This window comes from Neorhizobium sp. S3-V5DH (assembly GCF_004343065.1).
GTDB classification, from domain to species: domain Bacteria; phylum Pseudomonadota; class Alphaproteobacteria; order Rhizobiales; family Rhizobiaceae; genus Neorhizobium; species Neorhizobium huautlense.
Window position 1 is genome coordinate 1 of sequence record NZ_SMCL01000035.1, and the last position, 24,036, is coordinate 24,036.

25 protein-coding genes, 1 tRNA gene and 1 pseudogene are annotated in these 24,036 nt (G+C 58.5%); 19 read left to right on the plus strand and 8 right to left on the minus strand.

Going from position 1 to position 24,036, the window contains the following annotated elements; translation table 11 throughout:
• Positions 1-93: 93 nt before the first annotated feature.
• The gene (locus EDE09_RS26830; RefSeq protein WP_105371025.1) at positions 94-1,143 is read right to left on the minus strand and encodes a GH25 family lysozyme; all 1,050 of its coding nucleotides are present in this window, start codon (positions 1,141-1,143) and stop codon (positions 94-96) included.
• Positions 1,144-1,397: 254 nt separating this feature from the next.
• Here EDE09_RS26830 and EDE09_RS26835 point away from each other — a divergent pair, with 254 nt between their 5' ends.
• The 3 genes from EDE09_RS26835 to EDE09_RS26845 are packed head-to-tail and all read left to right on the plus strand — an operon-like array spanning position 1,398 to position 3,494.
• Positions 1,398-2,063, plus strand: coding sequence for a nutrient deprivation-induced protein (locus EDE09_RS26835; protein ID WP_105371026.1), 666 nt, complete (start codon positions 1,398-1,400; stop codon positions 2,061-2,063).
• Complete coding sequence (locus tag EDE09_RS26840) at positions 2,056-2,472, plus strand: phage holin family protein (RefSeq protein WP_105371027.1); 417 nt, start codon at positions 2,056-2,058, stop codon at positions 2,470-2,472. The genes EDE09_RS26835 and EDE09_RS26840 overlap by 8 nt, the downstream gene beginning before the upstream one ends.
• Positions 2,472-3,494 carry a DUF3618 domain-containing protein gene (locus tag EDE09_RS26845; RefSeq protein ID WP_105371028.1) on the plus strand — a complete coding sequence of 341 codons (1,023 nt, stop codon included), beginning with the start codon at positions 2,472-2,474 and terminating at the stop codon, positions 3,492-3,494. Before EDE09_RS26840 ends, EDE09_RS26845 begins: the two co-directional genes overlap by 1 nt.
• A gap of 49 nt (positions 3,495-3,543) precedes the next feature.
• Here EDE09_RS26845 and EDE09_RS26855 read toward each other — a convergent pair whose 3' ends face one another.
• Positions 3,544-4,029: a GFA family protein gene (locus EDE09_RS26855; RefSeq protein ID WP_132413437.1), complete on the minus strand. Its 486-nt coding sequence runs from the start codon at positions 4,027-4,029 to the stop codon at positions 3,544-3,546.
• Between the two features lie 136 nt (positions 4,030-4,165).
• On the opposite strand from EDE09_RS26855, the gene EDE09_RS26860 reads away from it, so the two are divergent.
• Positions 4,166-5,035, plus strand: a complete 870-nt coding sequence (locus EDE09_RS26860; RefSeq protein WP_105371030.1) for an NAD(P)-dependent oxidoreductase — start codon at positions 4,166-4,168, stop codon at positions 5,033-5,035.
• A 28-nt stretch (positions 5,036-5,063) separates the two neighbouring features.
• Here the strand turns inward: EDE09_RS26860 and EDE09_RS26865 are convergent, their stop codons facing one another.
• Complete coding sequence (locus EDE09_RS26865; protein ID WP_105371056.1) at positions 5,064-5,513, minus strand: DoxX family protein; 450 nt, start codon at positions 5,511-5,513, stop codon at positions 5,064-5,066.
• A gap of 153 nt (positions 5,514-5,666) precedes the next feature.
• On the opposite strand from EDE09_RS26865, the gene EDE09_RS26870 reads away from it, so the two are divergent.
• The 3 genes from EDE09_RS26870 to EDE09_RS26880 all read left to right on the plus strand — a co-directional run bounded on the left by EDE09_RS26870 (position 5,667) and on the right by EDE09_RS26880 (position 6,968).
• Positions 5,667-5,966 (plus strand): SelT/SelW/SelH family protein, encoded by a 300-nt coding sequence (locus EDE09_RS26870; RefSeq protein ID WP_105371031.1) that lies wholly within the window; start codon positions 5,667-5,669, stop codon positions 5,964-5,966.
• Between the two features lie 101 nt (positions 5,967-6,067).
• A tRNA-Leu gene (locus EDE09_RS26875) sits at positions 6,068-6,154 on the plus strand.
• A 109-nt stretch (positions 6,155-6,263) separates the two neighbouring features.
• Positions 6,264-6,968: a DUF6538 domain-containing protein gene (locus EDE09_RS26880; RefSeq protein WP_170109050.1), complete on the plus strand. Its 705-nt coding sequence runs from the start codon at positions 6,264-6,266 to the stop codon at positions 6,966-6,968.
• A gap of 223 nt (positions 6,969-7,191) precedes the next feature.
• Here the strand turns inward: EDE09_RS26880 and EDE09_RS26885 are convergent, their stop codons facing one another.
• Positions 7,192-7,785: a hypothetical protein gene (locus tag EDE09_RS26885; RefSeq protein ID WP_112803151.1), complete on the minus strand. Its 594-nt coding sequence runs from the start codon at positions 7,783-7,785 to the stop codon at positions 7,192-7,194.
• Between the two features lie 104 nt (positions 7,786-7,889).
• Between EDE09_RS26885 and EDE09_RS26890 the strand changes: the two genes are divergently transcribed.
• From EDE09_RS26890 to EDE09_RS26925, 8 genes and pseudogenes are all read left to right on the plus strand, one after another.
• Positions 7,890-8,861 carry a helix-turn-helix domain-containing protein gene (locus tag EDE09_RS26890; RefSeq protein WP_245505251.1) on the plus strand — a complete coding sequence of 324 codons (972 nt, stop codon included), beginning with the start codon at positions 7,890-7,892 and terminating at the stop codon, positions 8,859-8,861.
• A gap of 482 nt (positions 8,862-9,343) precedes the next feature.
• On the plus strand, positions 9,344-10,090 hold the full coding sequence (locus EDE09_RS26895; RefSeq protein WP_105374816.1) for a FadR/GntR family transcriptional regulator: 747 nt from the start codon (positions 9,344-9,346) through the stop codon (positions 10,088-10,090).
• Between the two features lie 69 nt (positions 10,091-10,159).
• Complete coding sequence (kdgD, locus tag EDE09_RS26900; protein ID WP_105374817.1) at positions 10,160-11,065, plus strand: 5-dehydro-4-deoxyglucarate dehydratase; 906 nt, start codon at positions 10,160-10,162, stop codon at positions 11,063-11,065.
• An 87-nt stretch (positions 11,066-11,152) separates the two neighbouring features.
• The gene (locus EDE09_RS26905; RefSeq protein WP_105374818.1) at positions 11,153-12,661 is read left to right on the plus strand and encodes an ABC transporter substrate-binding protein; all 1,509 of its coding nucleotides are present in this window, start codon (positions 11,153-11,155) and stop codon (positions 12,659-12,661) included.
• A 77-nt stretch (positions 12,662-12,738) separates the two neighbouring features.
• Positions 12,739-13,653 (plus strand): ABC transporter permease, encoded by a 915-nt coding sequence (locus EDE09_RS26910; protein ID WP_207914890.1) that lies wholly within the window; start codon positions 12,739-12,741, stop codon positions 13,651-13,653.
• A gap of 11 nt (positions 13,654-13,664) precedes the next feature.
• Positions 13,665-14,582, plus strand: a complete 918-nt coding sequence (locus EDE09_RS26915) for an ABC transporter permease (RefSeq protein ID WP_105374820.1) — start codon at positions 13,665-13,667, stop codon at positions 14,580-14,582.
• Complete coding sequence (locus tag EDE09_RS26920; RefSeq protein WP_105374821.1) at positions 14,579-16,213, plus strand: ABC transporter ATP-binding protein; 1,635 nt, start codon at positions 14,579-14,581, stop codon at positions 16,211-16,213. The genes EDE09_RS26915 and EDE09_RS26920 overlap by 4 nt, the downstream gene beginning before the upstream one ends.
• 112 nt (positions 16,214-16,325) lie before the next feature.
• A pseudogene (locus tag EDE09_RS26925) lies at positions 16,326-16,652 on the plus strand (aldehyde dehydrogenase family protein); the annotation flags it as partial.
• Between the two features lie 368 nt (positions 16,653-17,020).
• Here the strand turns inward: EDE09_RS26925 and EDE09_RS26935 are convergent.
• From EDE09_RS26935 to EDE09_RS26945, 4 genes are all read right to left on the minus strand, one after another.
• A complete protein-coding gene (locus tag EDE09_RS26935; protein WP_132413443.1) occupies positions 17,021-17,272 on the minus strand; it encodes a hypothetical protein in 252 nt (83 codons plus the stop codon).
• A 554-nt stretch (positions 17,273-17,826) separates the two neighbouring features.
• On the minus strand, positions 17,827-18,138 hold the full coding sequence (locus tag EDE09_RS28775; RefSeq protein WP_245423025.1) for a transposase: 312 nt from the start codon (positions 18,136-18,138) through the stop codon (positions 17,827-17,829).
• Positions 18,139-18,232: 94 nt separating this feature from the next.
• Positions 18,233-18,709, minus strand: coding sequence for a hypothetical protein (locus EDE09_RS28780; RefSeq protein WP_245423023.1), 477 nt, complete (start codon positions 18,707-18,709; stop codon positions 18,233-18,235).
• Positions 18,710-18,972: 263 nt separating this feature from the next.
• A complete protein-coding gene (locus tag EDE09_RS26945) occupies positions 18,973-19,968 on the minus strand; it encodes a LacI family DNA-binding transcriptional regulator (protein WP_105374823.1) in 996 nt (331 codons plus the stop codon).
• A 173-nt stretch (positions 19,969-20,141) separates the two neighbouring features.
• Between EDE09_RS26945 and EDE09_RS26950 the strand changes: the two genes are divergently transcribed.
• The 4 genes from EDE09_RS26950 to EDE09_RS26965 all read left to right on the plus strand — a co-directional run bounded on the left by EDE09_RS26950 (position 20,142) and on the right by EDE09_RS26965 (position 24,004).
• Positions 20,142-21,089 carry a sugar ABC transporter substrate-binding protein gene (locus EDE09_RS26950; protein ID WP_105374824.1) on the plus strand — a complete coding sequence of 316 codons (948 nt, stop codon included), beginning with the start codon at positions 20,142-20,144 and terminating at the stop codon, positions 21,087-21,089.
• 115 nt (positions 21,090-21,204) lie between these two features.
• A complete protein-coding gene (locus EDE09_RS26955) occupies positions 21,205-22,326 on the plus strand; it encodes an ABC transporter permease (protein ID WP_105374825.1) in 1,122 nt (373 codons plus the stop codon).
• 2 nt (positions 22,327-22,328) lie between these two features.
• Positions 22,329-23,117, plus strand: a complete 789-nt coding sequence (locus EDE09_RS26960) for an ATP-binding cassette domain-containing protein (RefSeq protein WP_105374826.1) — start codon at positions 22,329-22,331, stop codon at positions 23,115-23,117.
• A gap of 83 nt (positions 23,118-23,200) precedes the next feature.
• Positions 23,201-24,004 carry a TIM barrel protein gene (locus tag EDE09_RS26965; RefSeq protein ID WP_105374827.1) on the plus strand — a complete coding sequence of 268 codons (804 nt, stop codon included), beginning with the start codon at positions 23,201-23,203 and terminating at the stop codon, positions 24,002-24,004.
• The last annotated feature ends 32 nt before the right edge of the window (positions 24,005-24,036 follow it).

Sequence of the window (24,036 nt, forward strand, 5' to 3'; positions counted from 1 at the left end):
CGCTCGTCGCCGTCATGCGAAAGATGATCATCATCCTCAACGCAAGAATGCGGGAACACCACGCTAACGCGATTGACACCTAACACCGTTGCTTTAGTTTTGTGCCATCGCGGTTCTCGGCGAGATCCAGTTGTGCCACTGCTCTACGCTGCCATGGAACACATTGAGGTCGATCTTGCCGTCGACGCCGTGTGACAGGCCCGAACCGGAATACTGCCAGAAGACCCATTTGCGGCCCGGATAGACCTTGGAGGGATGCTGGGCAACGGCGCGCAGCCAGAAGGGGTAGTTCAGGAATTCGCCCGAGAGGTTGTCCTCGTAGAAATCGGGTGCCGTATAGATGATCGGGCGCCGGCCGTAGTGACGTTCGAGCATATCCATGAAGACCTGCATCTTCTCCAGCACGCGCTTTCGCGCAAGGCGTTGCTTGCAGCGGGATTCGCCGTTCCACTCCACGTCGATGACCGGCGGCAGCGCGTCCGGATCCCTCGGCACGTTGCGGATGAACCACTCCGCCTGCTCGCCCGCCGTGCGGCACCAGTAGAAGAAGTGGTAGGCGCCGCGTTTCAGGCCGGCTTCCTTGGCACGGCGCCAATTCGTCCTGAACATCGGATCAAGATGGTCGCCGCCATCGGTCGCTTTGATATAGGCGAAATTCGCCCCTTGCATGCGGAGTTTCGTCCAGTCGATATCGCCCTGCCAGCGCGATACGTCGACGCCGTGAACGGCGTAATCCTTCGGCGAGACGCGTCCGAAGTTGATCGGTTTGGCATCGCGAAAGCGGCGGCTGTAGATCTGCATGCGTCCGCGCCCCGGCGCCGGTTCGATCGCGGGGCTTTCAGGCATCAGCGTGGCAACGGGTCGTTCCGTGGGAAGCGGCATCCCGACCGTTGTTTCGCGGACGAAGGCCTGCGGTCCTGGTGCCGGGGTAGACCACGCAAGCGTCTCCGCTTGTGGCGCCTGAGAGCCGACTCGAGAGGTCTTGCCGACGCCGACCGATGGCACTGGCGCTGCCGGTTGGACGACCGAGCCGGTTGTTTCCTTGGCGGCGACGCCCGAAGCGGCGCTTTCCGAGCCTGAGCTGGACGTGCAGCCAGCAAGTGCGAAGCCAGCGATGAAAAGTGGCAAGACCGTTAGACGCATGACAACCCGTACGCAACATAAACCGGAGTCTCATCCCGTCTGCCGACGGAATACCTAATGGAAAATTACCGGAAAACACTGAATGCAATCTTAATTACCGGCCCTTGAATTCTCTCTTATTCCCGCTTGGGGAAACACCAACGGCTGCAGCGGCTTGTCAGGCCTGGTGGGAACAACTTCCTAACAGGGTGGTTGGGTAGACATCGCACAGACGGTAATCCGCCGATCCTGTCTTAGAACACTGGGAGAGACCAATGACAGAACGTGACCTTAATCTCACAAAAGGTCCTCAACCCGAATCTCCGTATGCGGACGCCGGCAATCCGGCCAGGGATATTCCGACCCCGCAATCCGGCCAGGGCTCCGGACCCGGGATGGAATCTCGGCAGGGCGCTGGGGCCGGAATCGTGGACAAGGCCAGGGAGGATTTGCGTGGGGCCAAGTCAGCTGCCCGCGTTGAAATCAGCCAGGCAACTGAAAAGGCAAAGCAAGCAGCAGCCGGTCAAAAGGACTTTGCCGCTGAGCGGGTCGGTGGCATCGCCGCGGCCATCGGCAAGGTTGGCGACGAACTGCAGCAAGGCGACCAAGCGGCTGTCGGGCGTTACGCAAAGCAGATCGGCTCAAGCGTGCAGCGCTTTGCAGATGATATCAAGGGCAAGGATATCGGTGAGATCGCTGGAATGGCGGAGGAATTTGGTCGCCGGAACCCGGCAGCTTTCCTCGGGATCGCAGCGCTTGCCGGTTTTGCCGCTAGCCGCTTTCTGACTGCATCCGCAGATCGCCACGCACAGCCGAAGACCTCACGCAGCGATGAGGCAAGCGTTACCAGATCGCAATCCGCGCTCACCTCTCCCGCTACCACCGGGACGGGCACAAATTTTGGTACGGGTTATCAGACAGGAGGCACCCACAATGGCTAACAGCTTCGACAATCGCCCCCTTCCGGAACTGGTACGGGACCTGGTGACCGATATCACCGGCCTGTTCCGCAAGGAAATTACTCTGGCCAAGACGGAAGCTTCGGCAAAGATGTCGTCCGCGCTGACCGGCGTAGAGGCATTCGCGGCCGGCGTGATTTTCGCCATCGCCGCAGTCGGCGTCCTCCTGGCCGCCCTCGTTAGGGGGCTAACCGCATTTTTCGTTTCCCGCGGAATGGCTGAACCCGGCGCCGATGCGCTGTCCTCCGTCATTGTCGGAGTGCTTGTCGCACTTGCGGCATGGATGATGATTTCCAAAGGCCTTGCCACCCTGCGTGGCGAAAATCTCAAACTGGATCGTACCTCGTCCTCGCTTCGCCGGGACGCCCAGATGATCAAGGAGCGTGTGTGATGGTTCACATTTCTGATAACGCCAAGGCCGAAGCGCTCGAACGGGAGATCGATGAGGATCGCCGCCGTATCGAAGAACGGATGAACGCCATTCAGGCCAAAATGTCTCCAGGACAGTTGCTTGATGAAGCGCTGGGCTGGGCAAAGTCCAGCGGTGGCGGCGAATATGTCGCCAATCTCGGCAATGCCGTGAAGACCAATCCTATTCCCGTCGCGTTGATGGGCGTCGGCATGGCCTGGCTGATGGCAAACCCGGCAGGTTCAAGAACTGCACAGACGGACCAGTCTGATTACGAGGAAGAGAACTATCCTCTCGCGCCGGTCCAGGGACCTGTCCGCCGCACCGGCCCGGTACAGATCGATGGGGAATATCGCTACAGCCATTTTGCCGACGAAGGGGGCAGCCGGTTCAAGGCCCTGACGGATGAGACCGGCCGGCGAGCAGGACACTTCATGGATGACGCCGGCCGGACCTATCGCGGTTTTGCCGACGCCGCCGGCCAGCAGATCCATGACATACGCGACGAAACCGGCAGGCTCTTTGACGAGGCCTCCGGGTGGGTGGCCAAGACGTGGCGACGCATGGGTGCGACTGCATCCCAGGCGAGTGGTTCCGTGGCCGCGAGCTTCCGGTCCGTCCGGGACGGCACGATGTCGAGAACCGACGCGCTAAGAGATCAAGCCTCTGATATGAACAGCGCCATCCTGAACCACTTCAGGGACCAGCCATTGATTGGAGGCGCCTTGGCATTTGCGCTTGGCGCGGCAATCGGTGCGGCTCTTCCCAACACGCGTCGAGAAGATGAAATGATGGGAGAAATGTCCGACGATATGCGTGAACAAATAGCCGCCAAGGCATCCGATGTTCGTGACAAGGCTGAGGAGGTGGCGTCCGACGTCTATGAAAAGGCAGCGGCAGTTGCCTCCGACGTTCACGATGTCGCCAAAGAACGCATCGTCGAGGAAGCGAAACCTTATCGGCGCTCCAGTGGCGATGGGCGTGCCGATCCCCGCACCCATTGAATAACCTGCACGTCGCATGCAAAGGCTCCCGAGGAATAGCGGGAGCCTTTTATCGCTCTGCGCCGGCCTTGAGCCGCGCAGCCTCACGCCGTGCAAGGCTCTCCGGCGGCCAAAGCGCTTTGGTACTGTAATATTCCTCGAAGACATCAGCATCGTCCGGCAGCCTTACCCAGGGCACTTTCGAACGGGTGAAGATATGGACGTCGGGCTTGAATTCCGCTCGCCGGTTCAGAGTCGAAACACGAATGAAAAACATCCCTCGACGACGGCCGTAATCGCTCCAGAGCGCCGTCTGGCATTGAGGACACCGGTAGATATCATGCGGATGACCGCTGTCTGTCGCCATCGTGACGGCAACCGGCTCGCCCTTGACGATAACGACGCGCTCGGCCTCGATCAGCGCGTTGATGGCAAAGGCGCCGCCGGTCTGTTGCTGGCAATCGGTACAGTGGCAGCAATGGATGAACATCGGCCGTCCGCGCATGCGGTAGTGGATTCTGCCGCAGAAACAACTGCCCTCAAAGATCTCGTCCATATGGCTTCTGCTCCCTGAAACACGGTGACCCTATCATGAATTATCGTGCCCTTAGCCTGCAAACGAAAATGAGGAAGACGCAAACGGCCGGTTCTGCTTTAACTCCCTCAAGGTCGCATTCAACGGGGATAAAAGGATGTCAAAGGAGCGGATCGGGATCGTTGGCTTGGGACGTATGGGCAGCGCCATGGCGGAGCGGCTTGCCAAGCAGGGCTTCTCCGTAACCGGCTGGAGCCGCAGCGGCCTTTCGCAACAAAAGGCTTCCACGCTTGGAATTGCTGCGGCAGGCGACTTGGCCCGCCTGTCGGCTGCCTCGGACATCATCATTCTCGCCCTCCTCAACGAGGCAGCTGTGCATGCCGTGCTCGACGAGATTGCATCTGCCGATCCCGCCCGGAAACTGATCGTTGATACGAGTACGGTTAGTCCCGAGGTGCTGCGCACCCATCAGGCGATGATGGAACAAAAGCAAGCGGCGCTTCTGGACGCGCCGATTGCCGGGGGGCCGGAGACGTTGCTTGCTGGGACGGCCGGCTTCTATATCGGCGGTGCGGATGACAATTTTCGGCGCTTTCAGCCGATCGCTGAGGTTTTGTCGAACAGGGTCCTGCATGTCGGCATGCTGGGTGACGGCGCATCGGCAAAGCTCATCAACAACATGATGTTGATGGGGCTCTGGCAGACCATGAAGGAAGCGATCCAGCTTGGTGGCAAAGCCGGTCTTTCGGCCGAAAAAATGATCGAGATCCTGTCCGGCAGCCCTGCAGCCAGCCCGGCGATGAAATCGAGGCTGCCGGTCATCCTCGGTCAGACGGAAGCTGTCGGCTTTCCCGTCTCGGGCGTGCTAAAGGATATGGATGTGGTCTTTGACGTTGCCGGTCGTCTCGGCGTCGCAATACCGGTGATCGAAGCGGCTTGTGTAAGTTTCAGGCAAGCGGCCGCGCTCGGCCATAGCGACGCGGATCTCGGCACCGTGGTGCGGCTGGCGCTGGAAGGGAAAAGCTGAGCGGAGTCCGCTCAGCCTGGTCGAGCGATCAGAACGTGCGGCTGAGTCTGGCGTCGACGGAATGGCGGTTGCCGCCGCGGAGCGCAAAGAACAGGAAGATCGCGGCCCAGAGGATGGATTTTTCTGCGCCAGCAAGACCCTCGGCACGGACGATTCCATGGAAGTAGACCGTGACCAGCAGCACGATCATCGCCGCAAAGGATGCTGGGCGGGTGAAGAGGCCGATGGCGATGAATATTCCGCCGAAGAACTCGGTCGCCGCCAGAAGCGGCGACCAGAAGACGCCTGGATAGAAGCCGAGGCTTTCCACCATGCCGACGGCGCCGAACGGATTGGTGATCTTTCCGAATCCGTGCGTAACAAGCAGCACACCCGCGGTCACCCGCAACAGGGTTTCAACGATCTCGTGGGCGGAGGTATAGACAGGGGAAAGTGCCGGAATGATAAGGCGTGAGCGTGTCGTGGACTGGAGAGCCATGGGAGGACCTCTTTGATTGGTTATGGGACATGATGCGTCGCGCCACAAATTGACGGAGGAGCAGTCCGTGTCGAGATGTCCGCGTTCAAAACTTGACTTTTATAGGTGACAATATTGTGAGATTGATTTGAAAAGCCATGAAAGGTGAATCCAATGAAAAAACCGCGCATTACCATTCTGTACTGCACGCAATGCAACTGGCTATTGCGGGCCGGGTGGATGGCACAGGAACTCTTGCAGACCTTTACCGACTCGCTCGGCGAGGTGGCGCTTATTCCGGGAACTGGCGGCAATTTCGAAATCCGGATCGATGATGAATTGATCTGGGAGCGCAAGCGCGATGGCGGGTTCCCCGGTCCGAAGGAGTTGAAGCAGCGTATTCGCGATGTCATCGATCCCGATCGCGACCTTGGTCATCTGGATCGTACAGCGGAGGAAGGCGGCGGGGCCTGACGGTCTTATCGGTCGACGGCGAAGGTTTTTCCATGACTGACATGGAAACTTCAAAAAGCCAGTTGACAGCGAAGAGCCACGCCCGTACATGGCTCTCCGTCGCCCAGATGGCGGAATTGGTAGACGCGCCAGCTTCAGGTGCTGGTACCCGAAAGGGTGTGGAGGTTCGAGTCCTCTTCTGGGCACCATTCCATTCAGAACGTATTGATTACGTTCATCTTTCTGATATTTCTGAGTAATTCGCTCACCCACTGCTACACACGGGTGATACACAGTGCATATCAGATGGCTTCCCCAATGCGGCGTCCCGGTACCTCCTTCATTCAATTCAGAAAGCGTATTCCGCAGGATGTCTTGAGCAAAGCTCGAGGCGCATCTCTCGCCATTCCTGTGGGGGACGAGGTCTTCCAAACCGTCGTTGGTACAAAGGCTATGGAGATTACGGTCTCGCTGCGCACACGCGACCAACGTGAAGCCAAAGAGCGCCAAGCTCAGGTAAGCCTCTATCTCGATGGCATGTGGCAATCTCTTCGGGACGGGCCGAAGCAGCTTTCTCACAAGCAAATTCAAGCCCTGGCAGGTGAGGTCTACAAACAGCTTGTGGCATCGTTCGAGGACGACCCGGGTAGTCCCAGGGCGTGGCGGGAGGTCGTTCAGCTACAGGCCAACGCCATGGCAGGTGGTGACGCTGCGAGAGAGCGCTGGTTCGGTCCGACCGTTGATCAAACACTGGCCAGTCACGGTTTGGTTGTCTCAGCGGATAACCAAGACACATCGGGACGACAAAGGTCATCGCATATCGCAGCCAGCCTGAGAAAACACAGGAAAGTCCAATCGGAAAACCTGTCCGCGCACAGGTCTCATAAGTTCCACATCGCAACAAAGATAAAAATGCTGCCCGTTCGAGACGAGGTGCTTGCGCCGGGGTGTTTCTGGGCAAAAACCACGCCGAGATCGCCCTGTTGGACGGGAAAAGCATCACCGAAATCGAACTTTGCCTGAACATGCATTAGCCGGCCGTGACCCAAAACGCGAACGACTGAGGTGCCCCCCATCACGGTCGTTCCGCTGTCTCTTCCAGTCCTCCGGAAGCGGACACAGCGGCGTCAGCACCTTGACAAGGTTGCGTCACAGCAGACCCAACAGCCCGGACTGGTCCAAGGGGGGCGCAGGGCGAGCGCGTCCAGATCAACCCCGATGTCGCAACGTACGGCAGGGCGCCGTCTTAGCCCGCCAGTGTCGCCAAGACGACGACGATCGCGAGAACTGTGTCCAGCACGCAGCAGAACTCGGCCATCGATCGTACGACGACCTTGTTATTGACGTGGTGGTAGACATCCCAGCCGGCATGTGCGACCAGCCCCGCCGCTACCAGCAGCGCTCCCACAAAAGGACTGATGAAGAGGGCGACGGTGGCCAAACCGCCGAAGACGATCATTGCGATGGCTTGCAGCGGCAATTCGCGATTCGGGCGTCTCAGAGCGCGGACGACGCCATAGACCGCAACTATGGCGGCGACGATCAACATCGCCGATGCCGCATCGAACGGTATGAGGCCGAGCCTTGCGAGGGTGATCACGACCACCGACAGCAGGAATACCGGCCAGGAAACCCATGGAATCTCCAAGGCAGCCGCTGCCAGGTATACGAGGCCGGAGGCCACCACGATCGCAGCCAGGTCGGTGCCGCGCTCCGAACCATTGAGCAGATCGATCGACACGAACGCCGCGAATGCCATGCCGATAGCCGCCGGCCACCATTGTATCGACCGCCAGCCCGACGTGCGGGATTCGGACGCCGACTTTGACGCTTCAGTCATCAGTGCTCCTCCTTGCAGTGGCGTGGTCCTTGCCGCCCGCCCGTGTAAACACTAGCAGGCGCAGAGAGTTGGCAGGAATGACAAAAATATGGTAATTTCTGCCAGTGCTGCATCATATAGTCATCGCTGTTTATCAGGACTTCGAATTGCTAGATGCGACCGGCCCGGCGTCCGTTTTCGCATCCGCCAATCACGCTCTCTCAGAGGACGGAATGCCTGCATACTATGCCGTGCATTTGGCCTCGCCGAATGGTGGTGCGGTGCAGAGCAGCAGCGGTGTCGTCGTCGAAACCAAAGTATTGACGCAGGGGCCACGGGCCGTAGATACAATCCTGGTCGCCGGAGCGGAGGCCGGCGCGGTTACCGCAGCAGCCCAGACGCCGGCATTAAGGCGGTGGTTGTCGCAGAGCGCCTCTTCCGTTAGGCGTATCGGGTCGGTTTGCGCCGGCACTTTTGTGCTCGCAGCGGCGGGACTTGTGAACGGCAAGCGTGTTGCCACACATTGGAGCGCCTGCGAACCGCTTGCGCGACTCTACCCCTCCCTTACGGTCGACGCCGATGCGCTTTATGTCATCGACGGCAACGTCTGGACATCGGCCGGAGTGACCACCGGTATTGACATGGCCCTTGCCATGATCAGCGAGGATCTCGGCAGCGCGATTGCAAGCCGGGTCGCCAAGCGCCTCGTCCTCTACGCACGTCGTCCTGGCTACCAGTCTCAGTTCAGCCCGCTGCTGCGTGCCCAGGCGAAGGCCGATGGTCCCTTTGACGATCTTCTGGTGTGGGCACAGGCCAATCTCGATGCCGCGCTGGATGTGCCGAGGCTTGCGGCCAAGGTTGGCCTCTCGGAGAGGACGTTTCACAGACGGTTTGTCGCCGCGATAGGCGAGACGCCGGCACAATATATCGAGACCGTACGGCTGGATGCGGCGCGTATCTTGCTCGCCCAAAAACTTCCGTTGAAGGAAATCGCAAGACAGGTGGGGCTTGTGCCGGTCGCACGCTTCACGCGGGTCTTCCAAAGACGCTTCGGCGTGACGCCGCGACTTTTCCGCGAGACCCATACGAGCAAGTGAACCATGTTAGACGCAAAGCTCAGCTTAACTCATCCTGCAAGAAATTTCCGTCAGTGGGCCTAAGAGTACAGCAGCGGCCAGTTCGCTTCCGGCCCCCATCCGGACATTCCAAATGTGCCGGGTGCTTGATCTTGCGCGTTTTTCTACGGGTTCGCATTCGAAGAAATGGCAAGTCGACAGTTCGTATCCCTTCAAGACGATGTGATGCTGATTTCAGCAATCAACTTCGCTTCTAGGACATGATCTGCGCCAAAATTCACCATTGTGAGTAGGTCGCACCGGGGCGCTTCCGAGGTGGTGCCACCTGGGGCCCCAAAATTTCATCTCGTGGGTAATGAGACTCCGGTCACGCAGACACCTCCGCCTTAAACGATAGAACTTGCGGTGAAACGGGCTGCATAAACAGCTGCTCGTGGTGATCGCAAAACATCACCAGACGTGCTATGAATATGTGATGAATTGAGATCAATGAAGGGTGGGGCATGGCTGAACCAAAACGCTCAGGTGGTCGCAGATCTTTATCTGCGGGGGTCGAAGACGCACTCAGGGCCCAGATCGAGGCAGGCTACTACGCGACCGGAGACAAGCTGCCTACCGAACCTGCGTTAACAGAAAAGTTCGGGGTAAGCCGGACTGTTGTCCGGGAGGCCATCGCTGCTCTAAGAGCCGACAATCTTGTCGAATCACGGCAGGGCTCGGGCGTATTTGTTGTAGGCCAGCGGCAGTCCGATACAGGTCTTCGTCTGTTTACAGGGGAGACCGACAAGATCTCTGATATCATCGAGGAGTTGGAGCTGCGCATCGGGATAGAGGTAGAGGCGGCAGGCCTTGCGGCAATGCGAAGCTCACCGGCTCAGGAGGCTGAAATCCAAACTCAAGTAGAGCGGTTTTCAAGTCTCGTTGCAGATGGGAAGCCGACGGATGAGGCCGACTTCCAGTTTCACATGGCGATTGCAGCGGCGACAAATAACGCCCGTTTCAGAACGTTCCTTGAGCATGTGGGCAGACGCATGATTCCACGTGTGAAGTTCCGGACCGTCATGGGCGGCGTTGACCCTCTGCCCAATAGGGATGCCCCGATACTCGAAGAGCATCGAGGCATCGCAGAGGCTATCCTCGCGCGAGATCCCGACCGGGCACGAGAGGCGATGCGACTGCATCTGGTGACAGGCATTAAGCGTTATCGCTCATTGACGTCATGGGGGAGCTCCCAAAAAAAGATGAGTTAGATTGACTCATCTCAAAAGTCGTCATATGACTTTTCCCATCGCAAAGCTCGCAGCGTGGGAGAAAGTTCGTTGTCCCCTGAAGAAATCAAATCGCGTGTAGGTTCTGGGCTTCTGTCCTTCCCAGTCACGCACTTCACCCCAGACTACAAGCTTAATCTTGATAGCTATCGACGTCACGTCGAATGGCTGTCCGGCTACGAGGCGGCCGCTCTTTTTGCTGCTGGCGGAACAGGCGAGTTCTTTTCCCTTTCGCCAACCGAAGTTGGTGAGGTGACGAGGGCCGCTAAGGACGTGTCCGGCAACGTGCCGATCATCGCGGGATGTGGGTATGGAGCGTCTCTTGCATTTGAGACCGCAGCGGTTGCAGAGAAGGCTGGTGCAGATGGGATCCTTCTGCTGCCGCATTATCTAACGGAGGCGCCGCAGGACGGGATTTACGCTCACGTTAAAGCCGTCTGCGATTCAACAGACCTCGGAGTAATCCTTTACAATCGTGCAAATTCCGTAGCCAACGCAGATACGGTCGCGCGCTTGGCGGATGCTTGCCCTAATCTGATTGGCTTTAAGGATGGCACCGGTAGGGTGGATCTCGTGCGGCATGTGACTGCCAAGCTGGGCGACCGGCTCACCTACATCGGTGGTATGCCGACACACGAACTTTTCGCCGAGGGTTTCAACGGCGTCGGCGTCACCACCTATTCCTCAGCCGTATTTAACTTCGTGCCCGAACTGGCCCAGCGGTTTTATCGCGCGATGCGTGCCGGCGATCGTCCGGCGATGGAAGATATTCTTCACACATTCTTCTTTCCCTTTGCGGCGCTTCGCGACCGAAAGGCAGGCTATCCGGTCTCCATTATCAAGGCGGGGGTCGATCTGGTTGGCTATACGCCAGGTCCGGTTCGTCCGCCGCTCGTCGATCTGACGGGTGAGGAACGGGAAATGCTGCAAGACCTGATCAACGGAGTTCGGATCTGACGAGAAGATGCGACGGGTGTCACAAGGACGGCACCCGTCCATGACCACGATTAAAATTTCATTGGTTCACTTTTGGGAGGAGTGCAGATGACTATCAATTCTTTTCGTATCATCGCTAGCGCCATGGTGGTGGCGGGTTTCGCCAGCCATGCCACGGCGCAAAACATGTCTGAAATCAATATCGTATTGCCGGAACAGCCGGCGAACCTTGAGCCCTGTGGTACTATTATCACCAATGTCGGCCAGATTCTGAGCCGCAACGTCGTCGAACCGCTGACGGTTATCGATCCCAAGAGCGGCCAGGCAACACCTGGCCTTGCCACTGAGTGGACGCAGACAGATCCGAACACCTGGCAGTTGAAACTGCGTGACGGCGTGAAGTTTCAAGATGGTGCGGCATTCAACGCCGAGGCGGTCAAATTCTCGATCGAGCGCATGACCGGTGGCAAGGTGAACTGCAGCAATATTGCCAAGTTCGGCGCCGCGAAACTCACCGTTGAGGCTGTCGATGACCTGACCGTCGAGATCAAGTCGGATACGCCGCAGCCGATCTTGCCGACACTGCTCAGCGTGGTCATGGTGGTGTCTCCGAACACGCCGGCAGATAAAGCGGTCAACGATCCGGTCGGCACGGGCCCGTTCAAGCTTGCGAACTTCACGCCGCAGACGGTCGTCTTGGAAGGGTTTGACGGCTACTGGGGCAAGAAGCCCGATATCACAAAAGCCACCTATGTCTGGCGCCCAGAATCATCAATCCGCGCCGCCATGGTCGAAACCGGAGAGGCCGACCTGACGCCGTCCATTGCGATCCAAGACGCAACCAATCCTGAAACCGATTTTGCTTATCTCAACTCGGAAACGACAGCACTGCGCATCGATGCTGGGTTTGCACCACTGGACGACGTTCGTATTCGCAAGGCGCTCAATCTTGCGATCGACTGGGAAGGACTTGCGCAGCTCTTTGGCGACGATACCAAGCGCGCATCGCAAATGGTTGTCGTCGGTATAAACGGCCATGACGATAAACTTGCACCATGGACGTTTGATGCCGAGCAGGCGCGCGCGCTGATTGCCGAGGCGAAGGCAGCCGGCGTTCCGGTCGAGACTGAGATCGAACTGATCGGTCGCAACGGCATCTATCCGAACGGGACGGAAGCCATGGAGGCCATGATGGCCATGTGGCAGGATGTCGGCTTGAATGTGAAGCTGACGATGCTGGATGTGAACGACTGGCTCCGTTATCTGCAGAAGCCCTTTCCTGAGGGTCGTGGCCCGAACCTGCTGCAGATGATGCACGACAACAACAAGGGCGACGCAGCTTTCACCATCCCGATCTTCTACACCTCGGAAGGCAGCTATTCGACGATCAGCGACCCCGCGCTGGATAAGGAAATCGCCGAGGCCATGGCTGCTACCGGAGAGGATCGCACCAACGGTTTCAAAGCGATCTTCAACAAGGTGCATGACGAGCTGGCTCTGGACATTCCGATGTTCCACATGATCGGCTACACCCGTGTTGGGACGCGGTTGGACTGGAAGCCGGATATCACCACCAATAGCGAGATTCCACTCGCAAATATCGGCCTCAAGAGCTGAGCGCTATAGATTTGGCGAGCGCTGAAGAGGTCTTCTGCGCTCGCCTGAACCCCAAGTGAAACCAGAGGTTCCGAATGATGCTCGGCTACATCGGACGGCGGGCGTATCACAGCATAATATCGCTGGTCGGTCTGCTGACACTCGTCTTCTTCCTAACTCGTCTGACAGGTGACCCCTCAGCCCTCTATCTGCCGCTCGATTCCAGCCTCGAGGCGAGAGAAGCGTTTGCGAGGTTAAATGGGTTGGACCAGCCTATTTATGTTCAATTTCTGCAATACCTGCAGAACCTGCTGTCATTGGATTTTGGTCAATCGCTACGTCAGAACCGGTCCGCCATTGATGTGGCGCTCGAAGCGTTTCCGGCCACGTTGAAGCTCGCTTTTGTCGCAATGGCATTGGCAACGACACTTGCGATCACCGTCGGCGCTTTGGCCGCCGCGCGGCCCGGCAGCATATTTGACCGTGTCGCCGGGCTTGTGTCGCTCGCCGGCGCCAGCACGCCTGACTTCTGGATCGCGATCGTCGGTATTCTCGTCCTCGCGGTTGGGCTTGGAGTTCTGCCAACCTCTGGCACTGGAACCGGTTGGCACTGGATTATGCCAATCGCAGTGCTGATGCTGCGTCCCTTCGGCCTTCTGGTGCAGGTGGTCCGCGGAACGATGATCTCAGCGCTTGCCTCGCCCTACATCAAGACTGCCCATGCGAAGGGCATGAAGCGCCACAAGATAATCTTCGGTCACGCCCTGAGAAATTCGCTACTTCCGGTGATCACAGTCGCGGGCGATCTGGCGACGGGATTGATCAATGGTGCCGTTGTTGTTGAAACGATTTTCGGGTGGCCGGGCATCGGCAAGCTGATGATCGATTCGATTATCCAGAGAGATTTCGCGGTCGTCCAATCGACAATACTCGTCACCGCCATCGCCATCTTCATCGTCAACATCGCGATCGATTTGCTGTATGTCATGCTCGATCCGCGCATTCGGTATTGAGGGAGGCGACAATGGCCGACATCACTTTACCATCCGTGAGGTCACCCGGAAATCTGCGGCAACTGGCGATCTACCTGGCGCGCGACAAGCTGGCGCTTTGCGCGGCGCTTTTTCTCATCGTGCTGCTTGTCTGCGTTCTTTTTGGGCCGCTATTAGTCGGTGACCTTGCTGGAAAGCTTGGGCTGAGGCAGCGCAACCTGGCACCCTTTTCACTGGAGCAAGGTTTCCTTTACGTCCTAGGCGCCGATACGCTTGGGCGCCCAATACTGGCCCGGCTGATTGTTGGCGCACAAAACACGCTCGGCATTGCCGCAGCAGCCGTCTTCTTCTCCATGGCGACAGGCGGTATGCTCGGCTTGATCGCCGGGTACTCCGAGCGCTGGTACAGCCATCTCATCCTGCGCCTTGCCGACGTGATCATGAGTTTTCCGTCGCTACTTCTGGCGCTGATAGTGCTTTACACGCTCGGTCCCAGCATCATTAACCTTGTGATCGTTCTGGCGATCACCCGCATGCCGATCTTCATCAGAACCGCACGCGCTGAAGTTTTGGAATTGCGCGAGCGTATGTTCGTCAGCGCGGCCCGCTCAATGGGGGCTAGTTCCGGCCGCATCCTGTTCCGGCACATCGCACCACTCGTGCTGCCAACGCTTGGAACGATCGCAGCGATCGATTTCGCAACCGTGATCCTGGCTGAATCCTCGCTCAGCTTCCTTGGCCTTGGCATTCAACCGCCGGATTTCACGTGGGGTGCAATGGTGGCCAACGGACGTGGTTATCTCGCCTCGGCTTGGTGGATCGCTTTTTGGCCAGGCTTGGCAATTTTGCTGACGACGCTTTCCCTGAATATTCTCGCCAGTTGGGCGCGGACCGTTGCGGATCCGCTTCAGCGCTGGCGCCTGCAATCGCTACGAAAGGCCTCTCGATGACCGCGTCGGACAAAGCCATCCTCACGATCGAGAACCTGACCGTTGACTTCCTCTCGGAGGGGGATCCGGCTCGTGCGGTCGACAACGTATCCTTTAACGTCTGCCCCGGCGAGACTCTGGTAATCCTCGGCGAAAGCGGATCGGGTAAGAGTGTGAGCACCGGAACTGTAATGGGACTCATCGATTGCCCGCCGGGTGATATTGTTTCTGGTGCGCTGCTGTTCGATGGCATCGACCTGACGGAACTCGATGAAGAAAGCCGGCGTGCGTTGAACGGGCGCCGTATCGCGATGATCTTCCAGGACCCGCTGGCTTACCTTAATCCTGTTTATACCGTCGGGCGACAGATCGCAGAGGTGTTCGAAGCCCATAGTGATAGCGATGTCGGCGACGTACGCGAGAGAGTCGCCAAGCTGCTCGAACGTGTCGGCATACCTGACGCGGGAAGGCGGATAGATTATTATCCGCATCAATTCTCCGGCGGACAGCGCCAGCGAGTCATGATAGCCATGGCGATCGCGCTGAAACCGGACATTCTCATCGCCGATGAGCCCACCACGGCGCTTGATGTCAGTGTACAATCTCAGATCCTGGAGCTGCTCGGCGACCTGCAGCGCGAAACCGGCATGGCACTCATCATGATCACGCACGACCTTGAGGTCGCCGCTGCCATGGCCGACCGCATCATTGTCATGAACGGTGGCAAGGTGGTTGAGAGCGGGAAGGCGCAGGATGTCTTCACCAACCCTGTCCATGCCTATACCCGCCGACTGATGACAGCTCTGCCTCACCGCAGTCCGACGACTGAGCCAACTCCGTCCGCGGAGGTCCAGGGCGAAATTTTGCTGAAGGTTGAGAACTTGAGCAAGCACTACGTTCTCGGCGCCGGCTCTTTCTCGCCGAAGCGGGAATTCAGGGCCGTGGACGATGTCAGCTTCACTGTCCATCGCGGCGAAACGGTCGGTATCGTTGGCGAGTCCGGCTCAGGCAAGTCGAGTATTGCCCGCATGCTGCTCAGACTGGACGAGCCGACATCAGGCAGAGCGCTGTTTGCAGGCGAAGATATCTTTGCGTTAGAGGGCAGGGCGCTGAACGGCTTCCGCCGACGCGTGCAAATGGTGTTTCAGGATCCCTTCGGATCGATGAACCCGCGGATGAACGTGCGCTCGATCATTTCGGAGCCTTGGGCAATTCATCGCGACATTCTGCCTAAAGCACGGTGGAACGACAGGGTCGTGGAACTTCTGGAGCTCGTTGGCTTAAAGGGCGAACACGCCGACCGCCATCCCCACCAGTTTTCCGGCGGTCAGCGGCAACGCATCGCGATTGCACGCGCGCTCGCCAGCGAACCGGAACTGATCGTGTGCGATGAGGCCGTATCAGCGCTCGACGTATCGATCCAGATGCAGGTCATCGGTCTTTTAGCCGATCTGCGAAGTCGGCTGGGACTGTCTTACGTTTTCATCACGCATGACTTGCCGATCGTACGGGAGTTTGCTGACCGGATAATGGTGATGCAGCAAGGCAAGGTCGTAGAAGACAGCAACACGGAAATGCTCTTCAACAGCCCCAGCCACCCCTACACGATGTCGCTTCTAAACTCGGTGCCAAGGCCGAAATGGGCACGATAGATGGCCGTTCGAATGGGGTCGGCGGTAGCGGGCGTCGCACATATGCGGTCAGCGTCGAACGGCCCGCTCACGGCGATGAACGAGCTGCCGAGGAAAGGAAACCCCTGTAACCATCCATCAGAACCTGATTGCCGGCGAATGGGTCGGTACGGAAGGCGTTGAGAACCTCAACCCGTCCAACACCTATGATGTGGTCGGCGTTTATGCCCGTGCCGAGAATGCCAAGTCCGCCATCGCGGCCGCAAAGGCCGCTTTCCCGGCATCGTCCCCCTTTGGGCATTCTAGAGCGCCATTCGATCCTGAAGAAGACCGCCGACGAGATCCTTGCCCGCAAGGAGGAGCTCGGAAAACTGCTCGCGCGGGAAGAGAGCAAGACGCTGCCGAAGCGATCGGCGAAACCATCCACGCTGCGCAGATCTTTGATTTCTTTGCCGGTGAGGTCCTGCCGGGAAGCGGCTGGATCGCCACCGCCCGCGATCTAGCCTTCATCGACCGCCTCTGGCGTCAGTGGTCGCCCGGCTTCTCGCTCGATCCTGCTCTCAAGGCGGAGCTACACGAGCACCTGCGGCGAGCATGCCCGCGCCTTAAGTACTATCGGGCGATGCTGCGGTACGTCGGACTTCCTGCAAATCATTCTTGAGCGCATGGACGCGGCTGACCAGAATGCCGCCACCTTGCGTCGGGCACTGGTTACCGGAGGTCCCTTCCTCCCGAACCTTAGGGAGGTATGCGGTCCGGGGCATCGAAGCACGTCAGTGTTACGGCACGGCGGAGCTCGGCCTGACCGCTTACGAAACCGCTGGCGCTTCAGATGGCATGGTCACGGACGAACATGTGCTTGTGGAGATCGTCGGTCCAGGCACAGGTGATCCGGTGGCGCCGGGCGAGGTGGGTGAGGTGCTTGTCACGACTTTCAACCCGACATCCGTTGATCCGTTTTGCAACCGGCGACCTTTCGGCGGAAATGCCCGGACCGTCTCCTTGTGGGCGTACCTCACTGCGCTTGAGAGGCTGGATGGGGCGTGCCGACCAGACGACGAAGATCCGCGGGATGTTCATTCATCCGTCGCAGGTAGCCCGTATCATCAAATCGCATGATACAATTGGCAGGGCACGGCTAGTGGTTACGGAAGACGAAGGGCATGACCAGCGGACACTGCATGTTGAATATTCGGGCGAGGCCAATGGTCTTGCGAACATTCTGGCGAACGCCATCCGAGCCGAATGCAGGATTCGCGGCGCAGTCGTCATCGAACGGCCGATGAACTTCCCAACGACGGCAAGGTCATTGACGACCGTCGCTCTCTGGGCGTGTGATGACATTTTCACTGCCTTAGCTGAAGGATCCGTTGCACACGCCCCCCATGCATTGGCACACAGGTAAATTTGCGCTTGCAGGCGGGCGAGCGCAGTGAATGGCGTCCTGCATTTTGGGGCCAGTGCGAGGATTGAGGATTGACGGGATCCCCGATGCATCGATAGTGGCTGCTCGCGCCTAATCACCGTTCCAAAATTGTCCATGAGGGCGTTGCCCATGCCCGACGGGACAATGTGCTGTTAGAGGGTTGGCGCTCGGCCGAGATCGAGAGCTTGCGCCAATGCACGCGCTAGGGTCAGATGTCGCCGACAGCTCGCCACAGGGCGTCGAAGGTTCTGGCTTTTGCTTTTTTCAGATGTGCCTTAAGCTTTGCGAATGCCATTTCGATGGGGTTGAGGTCGGGGCTGTATGGGGGCAGGAAGAGAAACCATGCACCCTTGTTTCTGAGGCATTGCGCCGCCTTTGCGCTCTTGTGAACGGCAAGATTGTTGAGGATGACGATGTCGCCCTTTTGCAGGGTCGGTGCAAGCTGGTCTCTACATAAATATCGAAGGCTGCTCGGTTCATGGCTTTGTCGATGATCTAGGGAGCGGTCAGCCCGTCGCATCGCAGTGCTGCGATGAAGGTCAGCGTGCCCCAATGACCGAAAGGAGCATGCACTTTAAGACGTTCTCCCTTGCGGCTTCGTCCACGCAGACGTGTCATCTTTGTGGTGACCGAGGTTTCGTCGATAAAGACCAGGCGGCCGGGCTGATTGCGCATGCGGGGCTGGCGGGACTGCCGCCATCTGTGCCGGGCTTTGGCGACGTCAGCGCGTTCGCATTGCGACGCCAGCAGCGCTTTTTTATACCACACCGGCATAGAAACCGGGAAAGTACTGCCGGGTCGGCCTTCATCGTGTGTTCTTCAAGAAGCCGCACCGCCAGTTCAGGCATGGTGATGTCGGACTGCCTTTCTACCGTGCCGACCAGGAAGTCTTCGAACGCGGCAAGCCGTCCGCCACGGGGACGACCCTGCCGACCGGGGGACAGCGTACCGTGTTCGGCAACACGCTGCAGCAGCTTCACCGCGAAGCTGTCGCTGACACCAAAACGACGGGCCGCTGCCCGACGGGTATAACCCGCCTCGACATAGGCGACGACACGCGAAGGAAGATCCGATGAATATGACTTGGCCATGGAGCACCTCCTGGCCAAGTGAATCACGATCACATCCTATGGGGGATCCAAAGATTCAATGTTCAAATCCCACGCTCTAAACCCGGCCCCGTTCGTCGCTGCGGTGCACTCCGTGCTGTCAATGGGACTACCGTTATACGCGACGATCAAGAGGCGAGGAATCCGTAGGTGCCGGCTCGAAGCGAACCTATTTTCTGGCGATGGCCGCGCAATAGGACGTTCCCCATAAGGCTCGGCATCAAAGATCACATCCAGGTCGGTGGCTAGGCTGAAAGCCTTGGTACGAGACGCCCGTGCAACGAAACTGTTTCTGCCGCGCGTCTTCCAGTGATCATTGCCACTATCATGTCGACCATCTCACTCATGGGTTGTTCATAAGAGGTCAGATCATAAGCGGGAGCAGCGGCAGGCTCGATATTGTCGAAACCGACAATCGCCAGATCTTCAGGAACGCGAAGGCTAAACTCGCTTCGGGCCACATCCATTGCACCAAGCGCCAGAATGTCGTTTTCGCACATCAGCACATCGACTCGCGACGAGGACGGCGTATTATTTAGATAAGCGCGGGCCGCCTCGCCGCCGGCCTCCGCGCTATAACGCGACGCAGACAGTTCAACGATCCCTTCGACGCCCTTCTGCTTCCAGAGGTTCACATAGTGATGCCGCCGACCGAGCGCGGTCGAAAGAGTCTTTACGCCGGTCATAAAGCCCGGGCGGCGATATCCTTTCTCCGCCAAGTAATCAACCACTTCACAAATGGCTCGCTCCGTATTGCAGCCGATGGCGGGAACACCGGCGATCTGACTGTCTCGCGCCAGAACGAACATGGCCGGCAGGCCAGGGCCGAGCCGCCGATCGGTCAATGTTTCTTCGCGAAAGGCTGTGCCAAACAATATTACGGCATCGAACTGCCGCTGGTCGGCGTTAATTAGAGCGTGAATGTGATCGAAGTGCCGATTGATATTGATCAAGACAGTCAACAGACCTTCTGCCTGCAGACGCTCCGTTAGCATCTCTAGCACCGGGAGCTTGTGAGGATTGGCAAAGTCGTCGACGAAGACGGCGACTTGATGCGTGGTGTTCGTCGCGAGGCTGCGGGCCAGCAGATTGGGGGAGTAATTCAGATCTTCGGCGGCGCGCAGCACTTTTTGACGGCTGGCGTCCGTAATGGAAGCGCCTGGCGTAAACGCGCGGATGACCGTCCACTTTGACACGCCGGCAGCTTCCGCCACCTCTTTAGCCGTTGCTCGTTTGCGCATGATCGCCTCCTCCTCCTATGGAATTAATATTTCACAAAAAAATAAAATGGAATGGATACTTGATTCCTCGCGACAATAAAGTAAATTTGGCGGTGGTGCTACCGGGTGCAAGTGGAGTTGCTACCGGTAGCATTAGGAGGTCCGCATTGTGCGGACTATTTCGGGAGGGAAATATGAAATTTGGTGTGAAATCGCTGTTGGCCGGCGTCGCATTTGCCGCGGCAGTCGTCGGCGCTTCTACAGTTGCCAATGCTGCTGACGTGCGCATCGTGGCGGTCACCCACGGACAGGCCAATGATCCTTTCTGGTCGGTCGTAAAGAACGGCGTCAGCTCTGCGGCTAAAGACCTGGGCGCCGACGTCGATTACCGCGCGCCGGAAACTTTCGATATGGTGTCGATGAGCCAGCTAATCGATGCCGCCATCAATCAGAAGCCAGATGGCCTCATTGTCTCCATCCCCGATGCTTCCGCGCTCGGGCCGTCTATCAAGAAAGCCGCCGCGGCCGGTATTCCGGTGATTTCTATTAACTCCGGCTCCGACGTTTCAAAAGAGTTGGGAGCGCTTTTGCACGTCGGACAGGACGAATACACGGCTGGCAAGGCTGCTGGCGCCAAGCTGCAGGAGCTCGGCGGCAAGGAAGGCCTGTGCGTGAACCAGGAAGTCGGAAATGTTTCGCTGGATCTCCGCTGCAAGGGCTTTGCAGATGGTTTCGGCGGCAAGGTTACGGTGCTGCCGGTCAGCAACGATCCGGCCGATGTGCGAGCGAAAGTCAAGGCGGCGCTCAGTTCCAACTCCGCCGTCGACACGGTTATGGGGCTTGGTGCCAGCACAGCGGGCGAGCCGGCTTTGGCAGCCGTCGAGGATGTCGGTATGGCGGGCAAGGTCAGGGTGGCAACCTTCGATCTTTCTGCCGACTTCCTGAAGGCAGTAGCTGACGGCAAGGCGGCGTTCGCGATCGATCAGCAGCAGTTCCTCCAGGGCTATTTGCCGGTCGTATTCCTGGCCAATTATGCCAAGTACGGGCTCATCCCCGGTGGCAACGTCCCGTCAGGCCCCAATCTGATCACCAAGGATAAGGCCGCCCAAGTGGTCGATCTTTCCGCCAAGGGCATCCGCTAACGAGATTGCCGAAAGGCATCCTCCCCAAACCTCCTCCTCCATGGGGGAGGAGGTTTGGGCTGACAGGGGCGCTGCAGTTTAGCGCCATCGCTATCCAATTACTGTGGGAGGAACTATGGCTTTGCTCGAGCAGAAAACGACGGCCGCCCAGAAAGTCGATGAGCGCATCAAACCGGTTAGCCTTCTGACGCAATTGATGCGCAGACCCGAGCTTGGGGCCGTGGCAGGTCTTATTCTGGTCTTGGTCTTCTTCTTTCTCACGGCAGATCCGACGATGTTCTCGCTTGCCGGTCTGATGACCATCATGGCGCCGGCGTCGCAATTGGGAATTCTCGCAATCGCGGCGGCACTGCTGATGATCGGAGGCGAATTCGATCTCTCGATCGGCTCAATGGTTGCCTTTGCAGGGCTGGTCTTCGGCGTCCTCCTGACGAACTTCGGGCAGCAGCTCGCCGTCGCCATCGTCCTAACGATGCTTTTTGCCGCGTTTATGGGTGCGATCAACGGCCAGATCGTCATCCATACGCGCCTTCCATCCTTCATCGTCACCTTGGCCTTCCTCTTCATTCTCCGGGGTCTGACGCTCGTCGGTCTGAAGTGGGCAACCGGCGGCTCCACCCAGCTTCGTGGCATCGGCGAGCACGTCAAAGACAGCGCTTCGCTCGCCATCTTCTCCGGCGATGCGCTGAAGGATGCCTTTGTCTGGCTTGCGGATCAGGATCTAATCGACAAGTTTCCGAACGGCATGCCGAAGGTCTCGGGGATCCCGGTGTCTGTGCTATGGTTCGCAGCGCTTGCCTTGCTTGCAACCTGGGTCCTCTTGCGTACCCGCATGGGCAACTGGATCTTTGCCGCCGGCGGCGATCCCAATGCGGCGAGAAATTCCGGGGTTCCGGTTCACCGCGTCAAAACCGGCCTGTTCGCATTGACGGCATGCGCGGCCGCTCTCGTCGCCATCATCACCGTCCTCGATGCCGGCTCAACGGATGCGCGGCGCGGTTTCCAGAAGGAATTCGAGGCGATCATCGCCGCCGTTATCGGCGGGTGTCTCCTGACGGGCGGCTATGGCTCTGCTATTGGCGCCTTCTTCGGCGCGATCATCTTCGGTTCGGTGTCCATCGGCCTCACCTACACGAAGTTCGACTCCGATTGGTTTCAGGTATTCCTCGGCTCGATGCTGCTCCTGGCCGTTCTCTTCAACAATTTCATCCGCCGCAAAGTTACGGGGGAACGCTGATCATGGCTAATACGAAGGGCCCCATTATCCAGGTAACGGACATTGTCAAACACTATGGGTCGGTGATTGCGCTGAACGGTGTGTCGATGCATGTGTCAGCAGGCGAGGTGCTTTGCCTGCTCGGCGATAATGGCGCGGGCAAGTCCACGCTGATCAAGACGCTGTCAGGCGTCGTGCGCCCGAGCAGCGGCCAGTTTCTGGTGGAAGGCGAGCCTGTCAATTTTACGAGCCCGCGTGCTGCATTGGATGCAGGGATCGCCACTGTCTATCAGGATCTCGCGATGATCCCGCTGATGTCGATTACTCGTAATTTCTTCATGGGCCGGGAGCCACTCAAGGGTTTTATCCCATTTCGCCACGTCGACTTCAAACACTGCAATGAGGTCACGCGCGAAGAAATGCACAAGATCGGCATCGATGTTCGTGATCCTAACCAGGCAGTGGGCACGCTTTCGGGCGGCGAGCGTCAGTGCGTTGCGATCGCCCGGGCCGTTTATTTCGGCGCAAAGGTTCTCATTCTCGACGAGCCAACCTCGGCGCTCGGCGTGGCGCAGACTTCGATGGTCCTGAAATACATCCACCAGGTTCGCCAGAAAGGGCTAGGTGTCATCTTCATCACCCACAACGTCCGCCACGCCTATGCGGTCGCCGACCGTTTTACCATCCTCAATCGCGGCCAGACGCTCGGCACTTATGCCAAGTCGGATATCACCATGGATGAGCTGCAGAACCTCATGGCCGGCGGCAAGGAACTGCAGCAACTTTCCGAGGGGCTCGGCGGAACGATTTAGCCGTCTGATGCATCATGAGCGGTCCTCAGTCACCGTCTTGAGGCGGCCGCCCTTCCTTTACGCAAAAACGATGGAATGCGACCATGAACGATCGGACACGAAATGCTGCAACCTCTTTCCCGCTTGCCGCCTGCGCGGAGATGCTTTGGCGCGACAAGCCGATTGAATGGCGTGCTTCGCGCCTGAACGAAATGGGTTTTGGCGTTGGTCTTTGGAATTGGCCGGAGCACGATCTCAACAGGTTGGAAGCGACCGGCGCGACCTTCACGATCATGAACGGCTATCTCACTGGCCGCCTGACCGATGACGAGGGTGCCGCCGAGCTTCTCAGGACGGCGCGTGAGACCGCGCAGGTTGGCAAACGGCTCGGCGTCCAGCGGCTCAACCTCCATGGTACGGGCTTGGGAGATGGGGGGCTGCCCGCTCAGCCGATCGAAGTCGTCACGGGCGCGATGTGGTTGAAGGCGCGCGACACCCTCTGCCGCGTTGCCGACATGGCGGAAGAGGAGGGCGTCACATTCACGCTCGAGAACCTCAACCTGCCGGTCGATCATCCGGGCGTTCCCTTCGGACGGGCAGAAGACACGCTGGCGCTGGTCTCAAGCGTCAATCATCCGAGGCTCCGTCTCAATCTTGACCTCTACCACGCCCAGATTGGCGAGGGAAACCTTATAGAGCTTTGCCAGAAATGCCTACTGTGGATCGGCGAAATCCAGGTGGCCGATGTACCCGGCCGCTACGAGCCAGGTACGGGCGAGGTCAATTGGAACGGCATCGCCAAGGCGTTGGACGCCATGGGCTATTCCGGCCCGGTGGGCATGGAGGCCTGGGCCTCCGGCGACGAAGAGACGGCGCTTGATCGCTTTCGCGAAGCCTTCACCGTCTGAACGGCCTGGCAATCAACACTTATACTTAATGG